Source organism: Polaromonas sp. JS666, assembly GCF_000013865.1.
Taxonomy (GTDB): Bacteria; Pseudomonadota; Gammaproteobacteria; order Burkholderiales; family Burkholderiaceae_C; genus Polaromonas.
The window spans coordinates 5,032,115-5,047,488 of record NC_007948.1; the positions used below are offsets into that span (position 1 = coordinate 5,032,115).

17 protein-coding genes are annotated in these 15,374 nt (G+C 60.8%); 11 read left to right on the forward strand and 6 right to left on the reverse strand.

Annotated elements, in window-relative coordinates; all coding sequences use genetic code 11:
• Positions 1-71 precede the first annotated feature (71 nt).
• The 9 genes from BPRO_RS23735 (at position 72) to BPRO_RS23770 (ending at position 7,048) form a co-directional block, all read left to right on the forward strand.
• Positions 72-611 (forward strand): TIR domain-containing protein, encoded by a 540-nt coding sequence (locus BPRO_RS23735; protein ID WP_011485607.1) that lies wholly within the window; start codon positions 72-74, stop codon positions 609-611.
• An 8-nt stretch (positions 612-619) separates the two neighbouring features.
• Entirely contained in the window at positions 620-1,810 is a 1,191-nt protein-coding gene (locus BPRO_RS23740; protein ID WP_011485608.1) for a toll/interleukin-1 receptor domain-containing protein, read from the forward strand.
• Entirely contained in the window at positions 1,807-2,646 is an 840-nt protein-coding gene (locus tag BPRO_RS23745; RefSeq protein ID WP_011485609.1) for a hypothetical protein, read from the forward strand. The genes BPRO_RS23740 and BPRO_RS23745 overlap by 4 nt, the downstream gene beginning before the upstream one ends.
• 11 nt (positions 2,647-2,657) lie before the next feature.
• Positions 2,658-3,128: a TIR domain-containing protein gene (locus BPRO_RS23750; RefSeq protein ID WP_011485610.1), complete on the forward strand. Its 471-nt coding sequence runs from the start codon at positions 2,658-2,660 to the stop codon at positions 3,126-3,128.
• Positions 3,129-3,136: 8 nt separating this feature from the next.
• Complete coding sequence (locus tag BPRO_RS23755; RefSeq protein WP_011485611.1) at positions 3,137-3,769, forward strand: hypothetical protein; 633 nt, start codon at positions 3,137-3,139, stop codon at positions 3,767-3,769.
• Positions 3,770-3,817: 48 nt separating this feature from the next.
• Entirely contained in the window at positions 3,818-5,032 is a 1,215-nt protein-coding gene (locus BPRO_RS30200) for a nucleoside triphosphate pyrophosphohydrolase family protein (RefSeq protein ID WP_011485612.1), read from the forward strand.
• A 272-nt stretch (positions 5,033-5,304) separates the two neighbouring features.
• The gene (locus BPRO_RS30590; RefSeq protein WP_232291460.1) at positions 5,305-5,700 is read left to right on the forward strand and encodes a hypothetical protein; all 396 of its coding nucleotides are present in this window, start codon (positions 5,305-5,307) and stop codon (positions 5,698-5,700) included.
• A gap of 45 nt (positions 5,701-5,745) precedes the next feature.
• Positions 5,746-6,504, forward strand: coding sequence for a tRNA-uridine aminocarboxypropyltransferase (locus BPRO_RS23765; RefSeq protein WP_011485614.1), 759 nt, complete (start codon positions 5,746-5,748; stop codon positions 6,502-6,504).
• 292 nt (positions 6,505-6,796) lie between these two features.
• Positions 6,797-7,048 (forward strand): hypothetical protein, encoded by a 252-nt coding sequence (locus BPRO_RS23770; protein WP_041389051.1) that lies wholly within the window; start codon positions 6,797-6,799, stop codon positions 7,046-7,048.
• Between the two features lie 75 nt (positions 7,049-7,123).
• On the opposite strand, the gene BPRO_RS23775 is transcribed toward BPRO_RS23770, so the two are convergent.
• Positions 7,124-7,546, reverse strand: a complete 423-nt coding sequence (locus BPRO_RS23775) for a hypothetical protein (RefSeq protein ID WP_157045863.1) — start codon at positions 7,544-7,546, stop codon at positions 7,124-7,126.
• 177 nt (positions 7,547-7,723) lie between these two features.
• Positions 7,724-8,212: a hypothetical protein gene (locus tag BPRO_RS23780; protein ID WP_011485617.1), complete on the reverse strand. Its 489-nt coding sequence runs from the start codon at positions 8,210-8,212 to the stop codon at positions 7,724-7,726.
• A 203-nt stretch (positions 8,213-8,415) separates the two neighbouring features.
• Here BPRO_RS23780 and BPRO_RS23785 point away from each other — a divergent pair, with 203 nt between their 5' ends.
• On the forward strand, positions 8,416-8,988 hold the full coding sequence (locus tag BPRO_RS23785) for a hypothetical protein (RefSeq protein ID WP_011485618.1): 573 nt from the start codon (positions 8,416-8,418) through the stop codon (positions 8,986-8,988).
• A gap of 364 nt (positions 8,989-9,352) precedes the next feature.
• Here the strand turns inward: BPRO_RS23785 and BPRO_RS23790 are convergent, their stop codons facing one another.
• Together BPRO_RS23790 and BPRO_RS23795 are read right to left on the reverse strand one after the other, a co-directional pair.
• A complete protein-coding gene (locus BPRO_RS23790) occupies positions 9,353-10,084 on the reverse strand; it encodes an aspartate/glutamate racemase family protein (protein WP_011485619.1) in 732 nt (243 codons plus the stop codon).
• A gap of 290 nt (positions 10,085-10,374) precedes the next feature.
• Complete coding sequence (locus BPRO_RS23795) at positions 10,375-11,217, reverse strand: MipA/OmpV family protein (RefSeq protein ID WP_041389052.1); 843 nt, start codon at positions 11,215-11,217, stop codon at positions 10,375-10,377.
• Between the two features lie 194 nt (positions 11,218-11,411).
• Between BPRO_RS23795 and BPRO_RS23800 the strand changes: the two genes are divergently transcribed.
• A complete protein-coding gene (locus BPRO_RS23800; protein ID WP_011485621.1) occupies positions 11,412-12,584 on the forward strand; it encodes an NAD(P)/FAD-dependent oxidoreductase in 1,173 nt (390 codons plus the stop codon).
• A gap of 416 nt (positions 12,585-13,000) precedes the next feature.
• Here BPRO_RS23800 and BPRO_RS23805 read toward each other — a convergent pair whose 3' ends face one another.
• Entirely contained in the window at positions 13,001-14,122 is a 1,122-nt protein-coding gene (locus BPRO_RS23805) for a Fic family protein (RefSeq protein WP_011485622.1), read from the reverse strand.
• Positions 14,123-14,376: 254 nt separating this feature from the next.
• Positions 14,377-15,321 (reverse strand): LysR family transcriptional regulator, encoded by a 945-nt coding sequence (locus tag BPRO_RS23810; protein WP_011485623.1) that lies wholly within the window; start codon positions 15,319-15,321, stop codon positions 14,377-14,379.
• Between the last annotated feature and the right edge of the window lie 53 nt (positions 15,322-15,374).

Below are 15,374 nucleotides of genomic sequence, written 5' to 3' on the forward strand. Positions count from 1 at the left end.
TGATGGTTGTCACAAAGTGTTCAATGAGTCAGCACTCCCCGGGCGGAGTGTACCGAGGAGGCCAGAAAAGAATGAGCTACGGACTTTTAGGGAGCATGCAACCGATTCATCCTGAGATCAGGCACAAGGTATTTGTGACCTATCACCATGGTGGCGACCAATCGTATTACGACGATTTTTCTAACGCGTTCCACGATATCTACGACGTTATCTACGACAACTCGCTAGAACGGCGAGTTGACAGTGACGACATCAACTATGTGATGCGGCGTATCCGCGAGAATCACATTGCCGGCAGTTCCTGCACGATCGTTCTCGTCGGCAAAGATACTTGGGGCCGCAAATACGTCGACTGGGAAATTATGGCAACGCTCGAAAAGGAGCATGCACTGATCGGAGTTCAATTGCCGACGGCGGCCCGATCTGACGAAAACCAGATCATCGTTCCTGGTCGGCTATATGACAACATTCAATCTGGATTCGCACTATGGCTAACCTGGCAGCAGATCACGGCTAGTGCCACCCAGCTCCAGCAATATGTTGCCGAGGCAAAAACTCGCGGCACGGGGCTTATCGACAATGCGCGCGACCGTCGCCTGCGCAACGCCTGAGGCCGACGATGCACGACCCAACCCGTCCATTCCTCGTCATTTACGTAGCTTGGCATCCTGACTTCGCTGGGGGTGCGGAAATCGCCGAGGCGCTCCGGGAACATTTTCGCCGCAAGCATTATGAGAACGTCGCTGGGGGTACCGGCCTGAGCATAATTTTCCGCTCAACCCCGGCGCATAACGCCAGTGCACCGATACCCATAGATTTGGACGAAGCAGAAACAACCGCTATCGTCGTCCTAGTGGAGTCGAATCTTTCCGCTGACACGAACTGGATTCACTATGTACGGGAATTAGAAGACCGGGCAGAAGCTGTAGGCCTCGGGTCGCGTGTATTTCCCGTAGCGCTGGAGGCGTCAGCAGTAAAGACAGGGATTAGCGCGCAGGCATTGCGCTGGGATAAGTGGAACGGAACACCAGCTGAACTTCGGCAGCGCCTCATTAGAGAGCTCACTTACCAGTTCTGCCGGATGTTGCGACATTACCTTGAACATCTGAAGCGGCCGGAGGAGGAAGACGCAGCGCTGGAGGCTTATTTGAAGAAGGTACAGGTATTCCTCAGCCACTCTAAACATGACGCCGACGGAGAGCGGATAGCGCATGCGATCAGAGACCGGCTACATGATGGACAAGGGGGAACTGGCTTGTCGAGCTTTTTCGACGTGCACGATATTCCTCCAGGCCTCCGCTTCCAAAAAGTATTGTTTCTTCAGGTGAAATTGAGCGCAGTCGTAGCGGTTCACACAGACTCCTACTCGTCACGAGAATGGTGCCGTCGGGAGATTATTGAGGCGAAGCGGTGGAACGTCCCGCTGGTGATTGCCAATTGCATTAGCAGTATGGATGAGCGCGGCTTTCCCTACATGGGTAACGTACCAGTCGTGCGCATGGACCCTCACGGCACGGGCCGTATCGACTTCGTGATCGGCCGCCTTCTCGACGAGGTGCTAAAGGATTTCCTGTGGCATTGCCGAATCGAGCTGACGGGCGCGGCCGCAGGTCCTGCAGTAATATTTCTTCCGCGGCCTCCGGAACTCATTTCGCTTGCGGGCTTGCCAGCGGCAACAGCCGTACCTGAACCCGTGATCGTATACCCCGATCCCCCATTGAGCGCAGAGGAAGAGCGCCTGTTCGAGGAAGTGGCTCCACACGTGCGTTTGCGAAGTCTGACTGAATGGCTAGCCGGAGCAACACTATGAGTTACAGGGAAGCGCTCAGCCAATGCACGGTTGCTATATCGATATCGGAAAGTCCGGATATGCCAGCCCTGGGATTAAGTAACGAGCATCTTCGTGACGCCATGACAGAAATCGCTCGCCATTTGCTCGCGCTGGGCGCTCGCCTCGTCTATGGTGGCGATCTGCGCGCTCACGGTTTCAGTGACTTGCTGTTCGAGTTGATCGCCCGCCACCGTCGCGATGCGAACGATGGCGACGATCGAACGGGCGTTACCAATTATCTGGCATGGCCTGTCCATATCAGTATGGCAGCACCCAATCTGAAGAAGATCTCCGCAGACCTCGTCGGTTCTGCAGAACTCATCTATCTCGCACTCAATGGTGACCTACTAACCCCCGCCGAGCGCCAGACCTTGGCGCTCGGTCAGCCTACGGAAGAAGAGTGGGCAATAGGACTAACCAGTATGCGTGACGTTATGCGCAACTCCACGGATGCTCGCGTAGTGCTAGGCGGCCGGGTGGACCAATATAAGGGCCTCATGCCTGGCATCGCAGAGGAAGCATTGATGTCGCTTCAGGTTGGGCAACCGATTTTTCTGCTGGGCGGCTTTGGCGGATGCACGCGCGACATTGCTGAGACTCTTGGTCTCGCGCCGCCTTGGGCCGCTTCGCGTCTGGCGTGGCCGGGTAGGCATGAGTTTGAAGCCTTCCAAGTATCCAATCTGAACAACGGACTTACTGCCCAGGAAAACACTACGCTCGCGCGCACTCCGCATGTCGATCAGGCTATCGCGCTTGTTCTTAGAGGATTGTTGCGCATCAGTGAATCTCCGGAATCCCACGTAATAACCAACTAAGGAGAAGAACTATGGCTGGACCTAGGAATATATTTATTAGCCACATACACGCGGATGACAGCAGATTGCAACCACTAAAAGACCTTTTGAATCAAAGTGGGTTCGAGGCGCGTGACGGATCCATCAACAGCAGCAACCCCAACAACGCTTCCAGTCCGGACTACATCAAGTCATCAATCCTTGCGCCCAGGATTCAGTGGGCTAGCGTGTTAGTTGTACTAATCTCGCAAAACACCCAACACAGCGAATATGTAAATTGGGAAATTGAGTACGCAGAAAAGCAAGGTAAACGCATCGTTGGCGTTTGGGACCATGGTGCTGGACAGTGCGACATACCAGAGGCATTGGATAAATATGCAGACGCCATAGTAGGCTGGCAGGGTGATCGAATCAAAGACGCCATCAACGGCGTTATCAACAACTTTGAGTCGCCCGAAGGCATGCCTCCCCCGCAGCGTCCCGTCCCACGCTACACCTGCTGATAGTTCCAATGCGATTGTTCTCATATGTCGTTGCGCGGGACTACGGCTTCGCGCCCAACCCCTTCGGAAAATCGTGCACGCTAGCAACATGCAAACCGCAGATACGGCAGAGCGCCGCAAAAGGGGATTGGATCATTGGTCTTTCAGCGAGGCAGGACAACCCGGATTTGAGCATCGTTTACGTCATGAGGGTCGATAACGTCGTTACCTACAACGAGTACTGGAGCGATGAGCAGTACAGCTATAAAAAGCCCAGCCGATCCGGCAGCTTGAAACAAGTATTCGGCGACAACATCTATCACCGAATCGAACCCGGGGGATGGCAGCAGGTTGACTCTCACCATAGCCTAGAGGATGGATCTCCTAACCCCCGCAATATCGCAAACGACACCCAATCCGAACACGTCTTGATCGGAGACAGATTTGCTTATTGGGGCAGTCGAGGCCCAAAGGTACCTTCCGCATTTTTGAACTTCAATGACTGCACGATTCAGGTTGGTAGAGGGCATAAGAACCGATTTCCTTCCGAGTTCGTCGACGAATTCGTTGCGTGGTTCGAAGCACAGCAAGAGCAGGGATACCTCGGACCCCCATATCGCTGGGGAAGGCAGAAAGCCAAGTGGTCCAAGCCTCCTACCTGAAACCGAAGTTGTCTTAATTTTTCCCTTGTAACACTCGAGAGAACACCTATGGCTTCAGCGATCGCTCAACACCCGGCACTAACGCTTGCCGATTACGCGTCTGCCGCGAATGAGACAGATCGCTTTGCAAAGGTACCTCAAAGGTACGACCAACTTCGATTCGGTTTTTTTGGCGAGGTGGGTGGACTACTCGCGGCATTGAAGAAAGTCAATCGTGACCAACTTAAAGAATCGGAAACCGAGGTGGCCGGCGAAGAGATCGGAGATGCGCTGTGGTACCTAGTCGCGGTAACCCATACTCAGGGTGTCAATCCAGAACAACTTGGAATCTCATGCCTTCGTACTTTACGGTCAAGATTTTCTGAACGTGATCGCGATAGCGTCGGACCTATAAACTTCCGGCAGTTCGATGGTATCGTCGCCCTTCACGGACACGAGTTGGAAGCTAAGCGAACAGAGCTCCTCGGCGAACTGGCTAACGCAAGCGGTGAATTTGTTGGTCATAGCATCGCCTCACAGCGAGGTATTAACGAATCTTCACTTCCCGATCTCTTCGGCGCTCTACTCGCTCTTCTTGCGCTGGTCTCCGCCTCATTTAACCTGAAACTTGAGGATGTGGCCCGCGATAATCTGGTCAAAATTCTTGGCCGTTGGCCGGGTCTTACCCCGCAATACGTCAGTCCCTTTGATGAGCAATTCGACGCCCATGAACAGCTGCCTAGAGAGTTTCGCATCGAGTTCATAGAACGGGGTGGGATTGAAGCCGGTCATGTTGTGCAGCGGCGCAACGGCGTCTTTATCGGAGATCGCTTGACCGATAACAGCAATGAGCCAGACGACTACCGCTTTCATGACGTGTTTCACCTCGCGTACGTCGCCCATCTCGGCTGGTCCCCTGTCATCCGAGCGCTTTTTAAGATGAAGCGCAAATCGAGGCCGGAGATAGACAAGAACGAAGACGGCGCGCGGGCAATGATCATTGAAGAAGGTATCGCCACTTGGATTTTCAATCACGCCAAGAAGCGCGGTTTCTATGAAGACATCCAGGTTGGCAAGCTTGACTACAGCCTCCTGAAACAGGTTCACAGCATGGTCAGCGGTTACGAAGTTCGCGAGTGTCCGATGTGGCAATGGGAGCAAGCGATACTTGAGGGTTTCCGGGTGTTCCGTGAACTGCGGCATCCCGATCATCGCGGCGGCGTGGTAATCGTAAATATGATTGCCCATAAGCTGTCTTTTGAGCGTACAGACAATACAACATGACTCCAAGCTCGTTCGTTAAAGATCTTGCAGCGATCTCGCTCTCGAACGTCTTTAATCCATACTCGGATATCTGTCCGATCCATGATCTGGCAGATGCTCCCGTTGCACGTCGCAGGAACCTCCGTACGTATTTGGCCGCAGCTGCAACGCTAGGCGTAGACACTATTTGGATGGGCCGGGACCTCGGGTACAGGGGCGGCAGGCGGACCGGACTGGCTCTGACGGATGAGTGCCATCTCGCTGAGCTTGGGAAACTTTTTCCTGGATCTCAGTTGTCACAAGCTACACGTGGGCAAGCTGTAGCAGAACGAACGGCTGCGGAAATTTGGGCACTACTTCGCGTATTACCTCTTCCTCCTCTGTTATGGAATGTCTTTCCGTTCCATCCCCATGAGGATGGCAATCCCCTTAGTAATCGCAAGTTCAGTGCGAGAGAGCTAAAAGAGGTCGACGAATTGAATGGGGCCTTAGTATCCTGGCTCAAGGTGAGGCGCATCATCGCAATTGGTCAGGATGCTGCTCAATACGCTACCCGTTTCGGGGTTGAGGTGACCACGGTGCGGCACCCGAGTTATGGCGGCGTGATGGAATTTAGGCAGGGAATTCGCAATCTGTATGGTCTTGCTGACGTTGGTGATTCCTCCCGACCTCAAGAATCGCTTTTTTAGGTTCGATGCCAATGTAAGCTATTGTTGCGCGTCCAAACCATCCGCATGACCCACGCCGTCTCCCGCCTGCGCACCGCGCGCCTGGCGCGTAGCTCCAAACCCTTTCTGGCCCGTGGCGGTCCGCGCGGGGAGCGCTGTGCCGGGTGCCGCCTGGTGCTTAGCCACTGCCTGTGTGCCTTGCGCCCGGCAGTGCCTGTGCGCGCGGGGGTGTGCCTGATCATGGCCGACATTGAGCCGCTCAAGCCCAGCAACACGGGCTGGCTGATTGCCGATGTGGTCTCTAGCACCTTTGCCTTTGGCTGGGCGCGCACCGAGGTGGACCCTGCGCTGCTGGCCCTGCTGGCCGACACGCAGTGGCAGCCGTATCTGGTGTTTCCAGGGGAGTTTGTGGCGGCCGGGCGGGTGGTGACAGAGGTGCCGCCCATCGAAGCCGAGGACGGCAACGAAGTTCGGCAGGGCAAGCGGCCACTGTTTGTGTTGCTGGACGCCACTTGGCCCGAGGCGCGCAAGATGTTTCGCAAGAGCCCTTACCTGGACCACCTGCCTGTGCTCAGCCTGCAGAGCGAGCAACTCTCTCGCTATAAGCTGCGCCGCTCGAAGCGCCAGATTGGGGAACAGAGCCACTTTTGCACTTCTGAAGTAGCCGCCCTGTGCCTGGAGCTGGCCGGTGAAACGCATGCGGCGCAGACGCTGGAGGCTTATCTGGATGTGTTTACCAACCACTACCTGAATGCCAAACAGCAGTTGCCGGTGGACATGGAGGGCGCTGCGCACCAGCGTTTGCGTGCCTTGCGCAACGTGTAGGGCGATGCGTGGCATGGATTGCGGGTCAGGCCCGCAATGACAGACGGGGTGGGTAACGCGCCTGCTTTGATAGCTGGTTGCGTCCGCTCGTAAAGCGGCTGGAGGCCGATTTTGCTTCAAGCCACGGCATGGCGGCCTCCTGCGTCGCGTGGGGGTGACGCGTTGCATGGATGGCGGGTCGGGGCCCGCCATGACAGGCAAGCGGTCAAGGCGCGACAATGGAGCCCAACACGCCCAGCCCCGATACCCGCACCGGGGGGCCAGGCGTCACCCCCACATCAAGAGCAGCACCATGACCGAAGACACGAACCGACAAAACGAATTGAAGAAGATGGAGCTGTGCGACTCGTGCGCCGGCATCCAGCGCAACTGGCGCAAGGCCCCCGGGCACCCGGAGCTGGTGCAGGGCAACAACCGGCAGGAAAAGCGTGGCGGCCATCTGGTCACCATCACCAAGTACCGCTGTGACCGCTGCGGCACCGCGTGGGAGTACGAGAACGACAAGGCCAACCTCAAGGCGGGTTGGTCGGTGGTGGGCCGATAAGCGGCGTTTACTGCAACGGCATCAGCCGCTGCACTTCATGTCGCTTTATGTCGCTTTATGTCGCTTTATGCTGCTTTAGCGTTGCAGCCCGGCGCGCTTGACGGCCTCGTCGCACGCCGAGCGAAGTGTCTGCAGCTTGCCTTTCTCGGCATGAAAGACCTGGTCATCCAGCGTACGGGTGGCCTTCATGCCGGAGAGCCCGGCGACGGCTGAGGCCTGTTCGAGCGCGCTTTTGCAGGCGCGGAATCTGTCTGACGGGTCCGGGCTGCCGTCGGCAACCGTGGGCCATTGCTTGTGCTGCCCGTCCAGGGCGGCCTTGGTCAATTTCAGGCGCTGGGCGTACTTCATGGCCTCCGGCTCCACTGCCCCGACTGAGTATTCGTTCAGGATTTGTTGCGACTTGATCGCCAGGGCCAGGGCGTCCTGCTCGCCCCTTGTCGCCTGGGCATGGACCAGCATGGAGGCCGAGAGCAGCAGAAGTGTTGGAAGGATTCGCATCACGCTGACCATACATCAGTTGAGGCCACGGCTCTCTTGCGGGTTGCTCGGTGGTGGGCCGATAGACGGCACACACTTTTCTGCCAGCCCTTTCGATTTTGAAGCGCCCATAAAAAAAGACAGGCCCGGCCTGTCTTTTTGAGAGTGGCAAGACGGCTTGCAGCCGTCGCGTGGCAATTACTTGCTGCCAGCCGCTTTCACGTCGGCCTTGGCTTCTGCCTTGACTGCGGTGGTTTCGGCGCTGGCGGTGGCCTTGTCGGCTGCAGCCTTGATGCGCACGGTGTCTACCTTGGTGTCGGCTTTGATGACGGCCTTGTCGGCTTTGACATCGGCATTGGCATCGGTCTTTTCAGCTTTGGCGGTGGCCTTGGTTTTGTCTTCAGCGCCGGCCTTGTCGGCTTTGGCCTGTGCCTTGGCTTTGGTCGTTGCGGATTTGGTCAGGGCTTTGGTTTTCTTTTCAGCCGCGTTCACTTCTGCCTTTTCAACCTTGACGTCAGCCTTGGCGTCCACCTTGGCTTCGCTGGTCACAGCCGCAGCTACAGACTTCTCGGCCTTGGCTTCTGCCTTGACGACAGCCGGGGTGGCAGGTGCCACGGGCGCAGGCGTCTGTGCAAATGCAGCGCCGGCAATCAGGGTGGTCATCAGGGTAGCGAGCAATTTGTTCATGAGGGTCCTTTGAATACAGTTGATAAATCACCATGGTTTTTGCATGGCTTCGTGTTCAACGGCGTATATCGGCACACTGTTGACCCGCCTCACACAACGTTGCACCCCATACCCAAGATTTACATTCAGCGCGGTCTTTTGCTGCACCCTATCAGCTATCCGCACGGCGGTGCCGGGCCACAATGGGTCAACGAAAGGCATGAATGAAACGAGGACTGTTGCTGACTTTGGCGATATGGATGGGCTTGGGCGGGGCCGGACTGTTGGCCCTGCCGCAGGAGGCGCGCGCCCAGCCGAAGTACACGGTGTCAAGCGAACAACTGCAGGAGGCCGTGGCGCAAAAATTCCCGATGCGTTACCCGGTCGGCGGGCTGCTGGACCTGACCCTGCAGACACCGCGCCTGCGCCTGCTGCCCGAGCAGAACCGCCTGGGCACCGAGATGGTTGTCGATGCGGCTGGCCCGGCATTGGCGAACAGCTCTACCGGCATCTTCGACGTGGACTTTGCACTGCGTTATGAGGCGAGCGACCAGTCGATACGCGCTCATAAGCTGCGCGTTAATTCACTGCGGCTGTCGGGCCTGCCGCCTGGGCCGGCTGCGCTGCTGGAGGCTTATGCGCCGGCCATTGCCGGGCAGACGCTGCTGGAGGTGGTGGTGCACCGGCTGCGCCCGCAGGATCTGATGCTGGCCGATGGCCTGGGGCTGGAGCCGGGCACGATTACCGTCACGGCCAAGGGGTTGGTGATTGGCTTTGTGACGAAGCAGCCGCGCTGAAAATGCGGGCTGTTGGCGCAGCTGCCGTCAGCGCGGCGCGGCATTCAAGAGTGCGGGCGCCACCGCGTGCAGTGCCGATCATCTCCTTCCCCCGCTGGGGGAAGGCCGGGATGGGGGCTCACGGTGTGGGCGTCGGGCCGCCGTGCTTGGCTGGTCGCCGCTGGCCCTCACCCCAACCCTCCCCCAGCGGGGGAGGGAGCTTCATGGGTCCTTGACTGAACCGTGTTGGGGCCAGAGGCAATACGGTTCAGTTAACACACCGCGTGCGGTGCTGATCATCTCCTTCCCCCGCTGGGGGAAGGCCAGGATGGGGGCTCACGGCGTGGGCGTCGGGCCGCCGTGCTTGGCTGGTCGCCGCTGGCCCTCACCCCAACCCTCCCCCAGCGGGGGAGGGAGCTTCACGTGCGCCCTGCACCGCCCGGCGCAGCGCCGCCCGCGCGAGCAGGCGCGTGGAGTCGAGCGTCGGCAGCGGAGAGTTGGCGTCGTTCATGATCAGCGGGATCTCGGTGCAGCCGAGGATGACGGCATCGCAACCCTCGGCCTTCATGCGCGCGATGACTTGCTGAAAATAGGCCGTGCCCTCGGGCTTGATGACGCCGCACACCAGCTCGCTCATGATGATGCGGTTGATCTCGTCTCGCTCAGCATGGTTCGGGCGCATATAGGACAGCCCGCGCGCGGTGAGCTTTTGCGGATAGACCTCGCTGTCGACGAGCCAGCGGGTGCCGGTGATGCCGAGGCGGCGAAAGCCGCGCCGGGCGGCCTCTGCGGCCACGACCTCGGCGATGTGCAGCCAGGGCAGCGGCGAGCGCGGCTCGACGTCGGCAAACGCCTGGTGGATGGTGTTGTCGGGGCAGATCAGAAAATCGGCGCCGGCCGCGGCGAGCTTGCGGGCCGAGGACAGCATCAACTCGCCCACGCCTTTCATGTCGCCTGCGTCGAGGCAAGTCACGTAGTCGGCCAGCGAGTGGGTGTGCATCGACACCTCGGGATGCGCGTGCGGGCCGAGCAGTTGCGCGCCTTCGATGCAGATGGTTTTATAACAAAGCGCTGCGCCTTCGGCGGAGCAACCGACGATTCCGATGTGTTGGGGCATGACGGTGGTGTTCCAGGACGTAGGGGGTAGCCGTTGCGCGGTTACCGGCGAAGGGTGGTGAGTGATGAGTGGCGAATCACCTGTGCTTTGGATTATTGTGGCGGACGGCGGGAGATTCAAGGCCGGCTCAGAGGCTGAGAGTTTTTCGAAGCGACGGCATTTCCTCCCTCGCCCCTTTGGGGAGAGGGTTGGGGTGAGGGGCTGTGCTCCAGCGTTGTGGCCACTCGCCGACCCTCACCCCCGCCCTCTCCCAGAGGGAGAGGGAGTGAAATCGAAAAACTCTCACTCTCTCAGTCGCGCACCAGCGTGGCCGACCGTGCGAAGGTGTAGGTCAGGCCGACGCCGACGCTGGTGCCCGCGGTTCTTTGCACCAGCGGGCTTGCCCTGTTGGCGGCGCCTGCAACGGAGTCGAACCAGGCAAAACCGAAGAGGCGCAGGTTGGGCGTCATGTCGCGCGACACATTGAGCCCAAGGCGCCAGTTGATCAGGCCGCTTTCGGCCGCGTAGGCCGGCCGGCCCGGCAGGGCATAGGCGGGCGCCACGCCGTAATAAGTGTCGGCCAGCCGCCGGTTGCCCATCACGGCGCCGACGTTGGTGCCGTAGCTCCAGCCGCCGCTGCCCTGCCACTCGTAGATCAGCCGGGGCTCGAAGGAGATGCCTTTGTGGCTGAGCCTGTCATCCAGGTCAAACACGCCGCGCAGCGCAAACTCGGCCCGCAGGCGGCCATTGGCCGGCCCCTGGCCCAGGTGCCACTTGAGGCGGGGCCCGAACTCCACCAGGGTGCCCAGGTCGGGCATGCCGCGGCGCGCGTCCACTTCGTCCGAGCGGGAGCCGAAAGCGGCGGCAAAACCCACATCGAGCTCAAACTGCGGCGTGCTGAAGGCGCGCAGGCCCACGCTCTCGCGGTCGGCGCGCAAGTACTTGCCGCGGTAGATCAGGTAAGGCAGCGCCAGGCCGCGGCTCACGTTCTGCGATGCGCCCGGGTAGGCCTGCTGCGACATGGCCAGGCCCACCCCGCCGATCTCCCACAGCGGCAGCAACGCAGGTGCCTGTTCCTGCGCCTGCCCGGCCGTGGGCGCGGCCAGCAACGCGGCAGCAAGCACGCAGCCGCAGAGGGGAAGCTTGACTTTCATGGGGACTCCTGGCTGGGCAAGGATGAAAGGACAACACACCGCGAGGCAAAGACAATCATACAGAGGGAGCCGCTGCAACTTCATTTCAGAAACTCCCTGTTTACCCCATTGCCAGCTGCTTGCGGGCGGCGCCACCGTGGGCGTGGCTTGCCGGTAGGATGATCACTATCTAACCAGGATGGGAGCAGTAAAAGATGAGCCAGGCAACGCAGAGAGTGGTCATCGCCGGTGGTGGCGTGATCGGCAGCGCACTCGCGTATTTCTTGGCAACGCACCCGCGCTTTCGCGGCGACGTCACCGTGGTGGAGCGCGACCCGACCTATGCGCAAGCCTCTTCGGCGCTGTCGGCCAGCTCCATACGCCAGCAGTTCTCGGCGCCGGTGAACATTGCGATCTCGCAGTTCGGCATTGAGTTTTTGCGCAACATCAAGCAGCACCTGGCGGTGGATGGCGACGTGCCCGATATCGGCCTGACAGAAAAGGGCTATTTGTATTTGGCCACTGAAGCCGGTGCGGCCACCTTGCGCGAGAACCACGCCACCCAGCGTGCGCATGGCGTGGAGGTGGCGCTGCTGGAGCCGGCCGTGCTGCAGCAACGCTTCCCCTGGCTGCAGGTGAGCGATCTGGCACTGGCCTCTTTGGGCTTGAATGGCGAAGGCTGGTTTGACGGCTACGGCCTGCTGATGGCCTTCAAGCAAAAGGCGCGCAGCCTGGGCGTGCAGTATGTGAAGGCGCAAGCCACCGGTTTTGCGCACAGCCAGGGCCGCGTGCATGCGGTGACGCTGGAAGGCGGCGCGCAACTGCCGTGCGACTGGGCCGTGAACGCGGCCGGCGCCTGGGCCCGGCCCCTGCTGGCTGGCACCGGGCTGGACTTGCCGGTGTATGGACGCAGGCGCTGTGTGTATGCGTTCACCAGCCCGGCCAGGACGCCCGATTGCCCGCTGGTGATTGACCCGAGCGGGCTGTGGTTTCGGCCTGAAGGCGACATCTGGATTTGCGGCCTGCCGCCGCCGCAAGACGACAACGACGCGCCGCTGGAAGTCGACTACGACTTGTTCGACCAGGCCTGGCTGGCGCTGGCGCACCGGGTGCCGGGCTTTGAGGCCGTGCGCCAGCAGCGCGCCTGGGCCGGCTACTACGAGTACAACACCCATGACCAGAATGCCCTGCTGGGGCCGCACCCGGCCCTGCCCAATCTGCTGCTGGCCAACGGCTTCAGCGGCCACGGCCTGCAACAGGCGCCGGCCGTGGGGCGCGGCCTGGCCGAATGGATAGCCGACGGCGCCTACACCAGCCTGGACTTGTCGCCGCTGTCGGTGCAGCGGCTGGTGGAGGGGCGGGCGTTGGTGGAAAAAAATGTGATTTGAGGTGCGCCTCTTGCTCTTGCTCTTGTTCGTGCTCCTTCCCGCCTTTGGGGGAAGGTGGGGATGGGGGCAACGCGGCCCGCAAGAATCGCTATTTATTTCATGGCAGCTTGCGCACATCTTTGTTGGGCTGGACCGGGATTAATAGCAATGCGGTTCAGTTCAGCCCCAAACCCCGTTCGCCCTGAACTCCGCCTGCCCTGAGCTTGTCGAAGGGTCGAAGGGTCGGGTCGCAGGCAGGCCAACAAGGCTTCGACAAGCTCAGCCCGAACGGGGTTTGGGGCTAATAGCGCGTTCGCACATGCTGCGGGGAGCCCTCATCCCCACCTTCCCCCACAGGCGGGAAGGAGTAGAGCGGGGGTCCTCAACTCACACGCCGCCGGCCTTTCGCGCGGGCCGGCTGCTCGCTGCCGGGGGCCTCAGTTTTCGGTCAAGCCATACCCCGTGCTCCGCCCGCCACCCTCCAGCTTGCGCAACACTCCGCGCGCCAGCAAATCGCTGATATCCCGTAGTGCGGTATCCGCAGAGCACTTGGCAATGGCCGCCCATTTGGCGGTGGTGAGTTTGCCCTCAAAACCGTCGAGCAGGCGGTTGATCAGTTTGATTTGCCGCTCGTTCATGGGCGTGCCCGCCCAGCGCTGCCAGAACTGTGCCTTGCCCAGCACATTGGCCAGGGTGTCCTCTGCGCCTTGCACGGCGCGCAGGAGGCAGCCGAGAAACCAGGCCAGCCAGGGGCTCACGTCCAGCGGGCCTTTTTGGGTGGCCTCGAGTTGGTCGTAATAGTCTTTGCGTTCGCGCTGGATTCGGGCACTGAGGCTGTAGAAACGCTGGTGGGTGCCCTCCGCGCGCGCCAGCGCCATGTCGCCCACGGCGCGTGAGATGCGGCCATTGCCGTCGTCAAACGGGTGCAGCGTGACCAGCCACAGGTGGGCCAGGCCGGCTTTGATGAGGGCATCGCCCGTTGCACTGGCGTTGAACCACTGCAAGAAGGTGTCGGTCAATGCGGCCAGCGTGTGGGCGGGAGGCGCTTCGTAGTGCACTTTTTGCCGGCCGATGGAACCCGAGACGACTTGCATGGGGCCGCTGGCATCATCGCGCCACGCGCCGACGCGGATGCGCGTCATGCCGCTGTAGCCGGTGGGAAACAGGGCGGCATGCCAGCCAAACAGGCGCTCAGCTGTCAGGGGCTCATCGAACCGGCTGGTGGCGTCCAGCACCATGTCCACCACGCCGTCCACCTGCCGGTCGCCAGGCGCCAGCGCACCGATGTCCACGCCCAGCCGGCGCGCGATGGACGAGCGCACGGCCTCCAGGTCAAGCCGCTCGCCTTCAATTTCACTGGTTTTGATGACCTCTTGCGTCAGCACCTGCAGGGTGGCCTGCTCGCGCTGCGCCAGCCCCAGCTCGGCCATGCGCCCCAGCAGATGGCCCTGTGCGCGGTGCACCTGCGCCAGCGGCTCAGCCAGGGCAGCGGCGTCAAAGCGCCAGTGCGGCCAGTCGGGTTGCTGCCAGATGTAGAGCGGCTCGGCATTGTGGGACATGCGGTGATTATGGCTTATTCACCGCAAATTGTGCGGCGAATATCCTGAATAATCACCGCATGACAACGGCCACGGCTTGCAGCCGAAAGAAATTTCTCTACTTTTTGATAGCTGCATGCGTTGCGAGGAGCAGGCCGACAGGAGAAGGCCGGTGGCCAGTAAAAAGACCGAAGCGTAGGTGCGCATGGTGTGGTTGGGATACGTTCAGCGGAGCAACGTGGACCACTCTAACCCAGGGTGATGGGCGCCATCCTTCATGGCGCAGCCAGCTCCGGCACATCACCGCGCTCTGCCAGGGCAGGCTTGGCAAATTCCAGCGCCAGGAAATCGATCAGCTCACGCACCGCCGGCAGCAGGCCGCGGCGCGACGGAAACACGGCGTGCACGATGGCCGCCCGCGGCCGCCACTGGGGCAGCAGGTCAACCAGCAGCCCCTGCGCCAGGTCTTGCCGCACCATCATCGTCGGCAGCTGCAACACGCCCACGCCTTGCAGCGCGGCCAGGCGCAAGGCCAGCCGGTCGTCGCTGATGAGGCGCGGCGTGTGGTGCACCACCGCGCTGGCGCCGTTGGGGCCCAACAGGTGCCAGGCATGCTCGCGGTGCGGCGGGCCTTCATCGAGGCTGGGCAGGTGGCCCAGGTCGGCCGGCAGCAGCGGCGCGACCAAGCCGCGGGCCTTGAGCAGCCCGGGGCTGGCCACCAGGCGCTGGGTGCTCTCGCCCAGCACGCGCATGACGAGGTCGGTGTCTTCGAGCGGCGGAAAGCGCACGCGAATGGCGATGTCAAAACCCTCGCCAATCACGTCGACGCGGCGGTTGGTGCTCTCCAGCTGCACCTGCACGCGGGGGCAGGCGGCCATGAAGCGCGCCAGCACGTCGCCGAGCTGGTAGTCGAGCAGGGCCGTGGGGCAGCTCATGCGCACGGTGCCCTGCGGCTCGGAACTGACGCGGTCAATCACCTCCTGCGCCGCGTTGGCCTCGACCAGCATGGCCAGGCAATGCCGGTAGTACTCCTGGCCGATCTCGGTGACGGCAAAGCGGCGGGTCGAGCGCTGGATCAGGCGCACGCCCAGGCGCTCTTCCAGCAGGGCGACGCGCCGGCTCAGCTTGGACTTCGGGCTACCCAGCGCACGGCCTGCGGGCGCAAAGCCCTGGTGCTCGACCACCTGCACAAAGTAATAAAGGTCGTTGAGGTCCTGCATGCTGTCATTGTTCCTTAAATAGAACGCTGATGGCAAATTTAGCCAACTACCGG

Bases quoted from the DNA above. Each gene is read 5' to 3' on its own strand.
- BPRO_RS23805 (WP_011485622.1), bottom strand. From the start codon at position 14,122: ATGTCCCACAATGCCGAGCCGCTCTACATCTGGCAGCAACCCGACTGG.
- BPRO_RS23740 (WP_011485608.1), top strand. From the start codon at position 620: ATGCACGACCCAACCCGTCCATTCCTCGTCATTTACGTAGCTTGGCAT.
- BPRO_RS23770 (WP_041389051.1), top strand. From the start codon at position 6,797: ATGACCGAAGACACGAACCGACAAAACGAATTGAAGAAGATGGAGCTG.
- BPRO_RS23775 (WP_157045863.1), bottom strand. From the start codon at position 7,546: ATGCGAATCCTTCCAACACTTCTGCTGCTCTCGGCCTCCATGCTGGTC.
- BPRO_RS23790 (WP_011485619.1), bottom strand. From the start codon at position 10,084: ATGCCCCAACACATCGGAATCGTCGGTTGCTCCGCCGAAGGCGCAGCG.
- BPRO_RS23785 (WP_011485618.1), top strand. From the start codon at position 8,416: ATGAAACGAGGACTGTTGCTGACTTTGGCGATATGGATGGGCTTGGGC.
- BPRO_RS23780 (WP_011485617.1), bottom strand. From the start codon at position 8,212: ATGAACAAATTGCTCGCTACCCTGATGACCACCCTGATTGCCGGCGCT.
- BPRO_RS23745 (WP_011485609.1), top strand. From the start codon at position 1,807: ATGAGTTACAGGGAAGCGCTCAGCCAATGCACGGTTGCTATATCGATA.
- BPRO_RS23795 (WP_041389052.1), bottom strand. From the start codon at position 11,217: ATGAAAGTCAAGCTTCCCCTCTGCGGCTGCGTGCTTGCTGCCGCGTTG.
- BPRO_RS23750 (WP_011485610.1), top strand. From the start codon at position 2,658: ATGGCTGGACCTAGGAATATATTTATTAGCCACATACACGCGGATGAC.
- BPRO_RS30200 (WP_011485612.1), top strand. From the start codon at position 3,818: ATGGCTTCAGCGATCGCTCAACACCCGGCACTAACGCTTGCCGATTAC.
- BPRO_RS23765 (WP_011485614.1), top strand. From the start codon at position 5,746: ATGACCCACGCCGTCTCCCGCCTGCGCACCGCGCGCCTGGCGCGTAGC.
- BPRO_RS23755 (WP_011485611.1), top strand. From the start codon at position 3,137: ATGCGATTGTTCTCATATGTCGTTGCGCGGGACTACGGCTTCGCGCCC.
- BPRO_RS23810 (WP_011485623.1), bottom strand. From the start codon at position 15,321: ATGCAGGACCTCAACGACCTTTATTACTTTGTGCAGGTGGTCGAGCAC.
- BPRO_RS23800 (WP_011485621.1), top strand. From the start codon at position 11,412: ATGAGCCAGGCAACGCAGAGAGTGGTCATCGCCGGTGGTGGCGTGATC.
- BPRO_RS23735 (WP_011485607.1), top strand. From the start codon at position 72: ATGAGCTACGGACTTTTAGGGAGCATGCAACCGATTCATCCTGAGATC.